Origin of the sequence: Streptomyces sp. MBT53, from assembly GCF_016654115.1 — a bacterium.
GTDB lineage: Bacteria > Actinomycetota > Actinomycetes > Streptomycetales > Streptomycetaceae > Streptomyces.
On record NZ_JAEQAZ010000464.1, the window covers coordinates 1 to 2,626 of the forward strand.

General features: G+C 71.5%; 1 protein-coding gene and 1 pseudogene. One reads left to right on the forward strand and one right to left on the reverse strand.

Translation table 11 applies throughout. The annotated features are described in order from the left end of the window. On the reverse strand, nt 1–1,064 hold a 1,064-nt coding region (locus tag JHN45_RS52245; RefSeq protein WP_236585082.1), incomplete at its 3' end, for an SGNH/GDSL hydrolase family protein. Nucleotides 1,065–1,212: 148 nt separating this feature from the next. Here JHN45_RS52245 and JHN45_RS52250 point away from each other — a divergent pair. Beyond that, nucleotides 1,213–2,348: pseudogene (locus JHN45_RS52250) on the forward strand (cystathionine beta-synthase). Nucleotides 2,349–2,626 lie beyond the last annotated feature (278 nt).

The following is a 2,626-nucleotide window of genomic DNA, read 5'->3' on the forward strand; positions in this document are numbered from 1 at the left end:
GACGGGTGTCCGGGGGCGTAGCCCCCGGGGACGGTGGACCGAGCCGCAGGAGCCGCCTCCGGTTCCGGGACCCGGCGCCTCTTGCGCCGCTTCAGGAGAGCCCACGGCCCCCTCGGCCCCGTAGGCATGGCCGCCGTGACCTCCGTGCCCGGCTCGGATGCCGCCTCCGCGGCGGCCCGTGCCACCGGCAGGAAGCCCTCGCGGCGGGACGCGTCCGGGCGGTCCTCCTCGGCCGGCCAGAGGCCCAGCGTGGCGCAGACGGTCGGCAGGACCGCCATCGCCGCCGTCGCGTACCCCTCCGCCGAGGGGTGGAAGTTGTCCGGGCCGAACAGCTCGCGCGGGTTCGCCGCGAACTCGGGGCCCAGCAGGTCGCCCAGCGACACCGTGCGCCCGCCCTGTTCGACCGTGCCGATCGTCTGGGCCGCCGCCAGCTGCCGGGAGGCCCGCCGCGCCAGCCACCGCAGCGGCTGCTGGACCTGCTCCACCGTCCCCAGGTCGGGACACGTGCCGACGACCACCTCGGCACCGGCCGTCCGCAGCCGCCGTACCGTCGCCGAGAGGTGCCGGACCGATCTTGTCGGGTGCATGCGGTGGGTGACGTCGTTCGCGCCGATCATGATCACGCAGACGTCGGGCACCCGGGACGTGTCCGCGAGGGCCAGCGCCACCTGGCGGTCCAGGTCGTCGGACTGGGCGCCCGGGAGGGCCACGTTGCGCAGTTCGACCGGGCGTTCCGCGACCGCGGCCAGGCCGGAGGCCAGCAACGCGCCCGGTGTCTGGGCCGCCCGGTGCACGCCCTGGCCCGCGGCCGTGGAGTCGCCGAGCATGGTCAGCCGGAGCGGAGGTTCACCCGGGGTGTCGTAGACATGGCCGTAGCGGCCGTCGGCGCTGGGCACATGGTTGCTGCCCGGCGCATGGCCGTTGCCCACATGGCGTTTCACGAAGCGCACCTCGGCCAGCACCAGGCCCACGGCCGCCGCGCCCACCAGTCCGACCCCGCCACCGCCGTACGCCGCACCGGCCGCGATCCGCCGGGCCACCCGCGCCCTCGACATCCTCGTCATACGTCGCCGCCACCTCCTCGTAGCCGTCATCCACTCCTTGCCCCGAACAGCACGTGGCCCAATCTCAACAGGCGGTGAACGGCATTTACGGGCCTTAGGCTGGCAGGACCAATCACCACCACTTCTTTTGCAGCAACCGGAGACAACGGTGCAATTCCACGACTCGATGATCAGCCTCGTCGGCAACACCCCGCTGCTGAGGCTCAACAGCGTGACCGCGGGCATCCAGGCGACCGTTCTCGCCAAGGTGGAGTACTTCAACCCTGGCGGCAGCGTGAAGGACCGCATCGCGCTGCGCATGATCGAGGCGGCGGAGAAGAGCGGGGAACTCCAGCCCGGCGGCACCATCGTCGAGCCGACCAGCGGCAACACCGGCGTCGGCCTGGCCATCGTGGCCCAGCAGAAGGGGTACCACTGCATCTTCGTGTGCCCCGACAAGGTGTCCACGGACAAGATCAACGTGCTGCGCGCGTACGGCGCCGAAGTGGTCGTCTGCCCGACCGCCGTGGACCCCGAGCACCCGGACTCGTACTACAACGTCTCCGACCGGCTGGTCCGCGAGACGCCCGGCGCCTGGAAGCCCGACCAGTACTCCAACCCGAACAACCCGCTCTCCCACTACCACTCGACCGGCCCCGAGCTCTGGGAGCAGACCGAGGGGAAGGTCACCCACTTCGTCGCGGGTGTGGGGACCGGCGGCACCATCTCCGGCACCGGGCGATACCTGAAGGACGCCAGTGACGGCCGGGTCCAGGTCGTCGGCGCCGACCCCGAGGGATCCGTCTACTCCGGCGGCTCCGGGCGGCCGTATCTCGTCGAGGGCGTCGGTGAGGACTTCTGGCCGACCGCCTACGACCGCACGGTCGCGGACGAGATCGTCGCCGTGTCCGACAAGGACTCCTTCCAGATGACCCGGCGGCTGGCCAAGGAGGAGGGGCTGCTCGTCGGCGGCTCCTGCGGGATGGCGGTCGTCGCCGCGCTGCGGGTCGCCGAGCGGCTCGGCCCGGACGACGTGGTCGTCGTGCTGCTGCCCGACAGCGGTCGCGGATACCTCTCCAAGATCTTCAACGACGAGTGGATGGCCGACTACGGCTTCCTGGAGGACGAGGGCCCCAGCGCCCGCGTCGCCGACGTCCTCAACGACAAGGTGCACGGCGCCATCCNGACCTGATGTCCGTACTGGGCGGGGCCGACGCGGCGATCGTCCTGGTCGAGGGCAAGCCGACCGGTGTCATCAGCCGACAGGATCTGCTGTCCTTCCTCGCCAAGGGCGGGAAGCAGTAGCGAACGTCCGGTGAACGGGCCGTGTCGACGGCGACTTTGCGGTTGCCTACCCAATCGGTGGACTTCGCGGAAGTGGTACGAGCGCGTCACGTCCACGCAGCACCCGCTTAACACGGGTACGGCAGATTAGTGGGTGTCGGCAGGGCGGGAGCGGCTCCCCGCCTCGCCGACACAAAAACGGCGTCACGGACCTCCGGAGCGGCTCCCGGACCTCCACCGACGCCCAGGACGCGCCAGCCTGGCCCTGACCCGGCCCGCGTCCCTCGCGGGGACCGCCG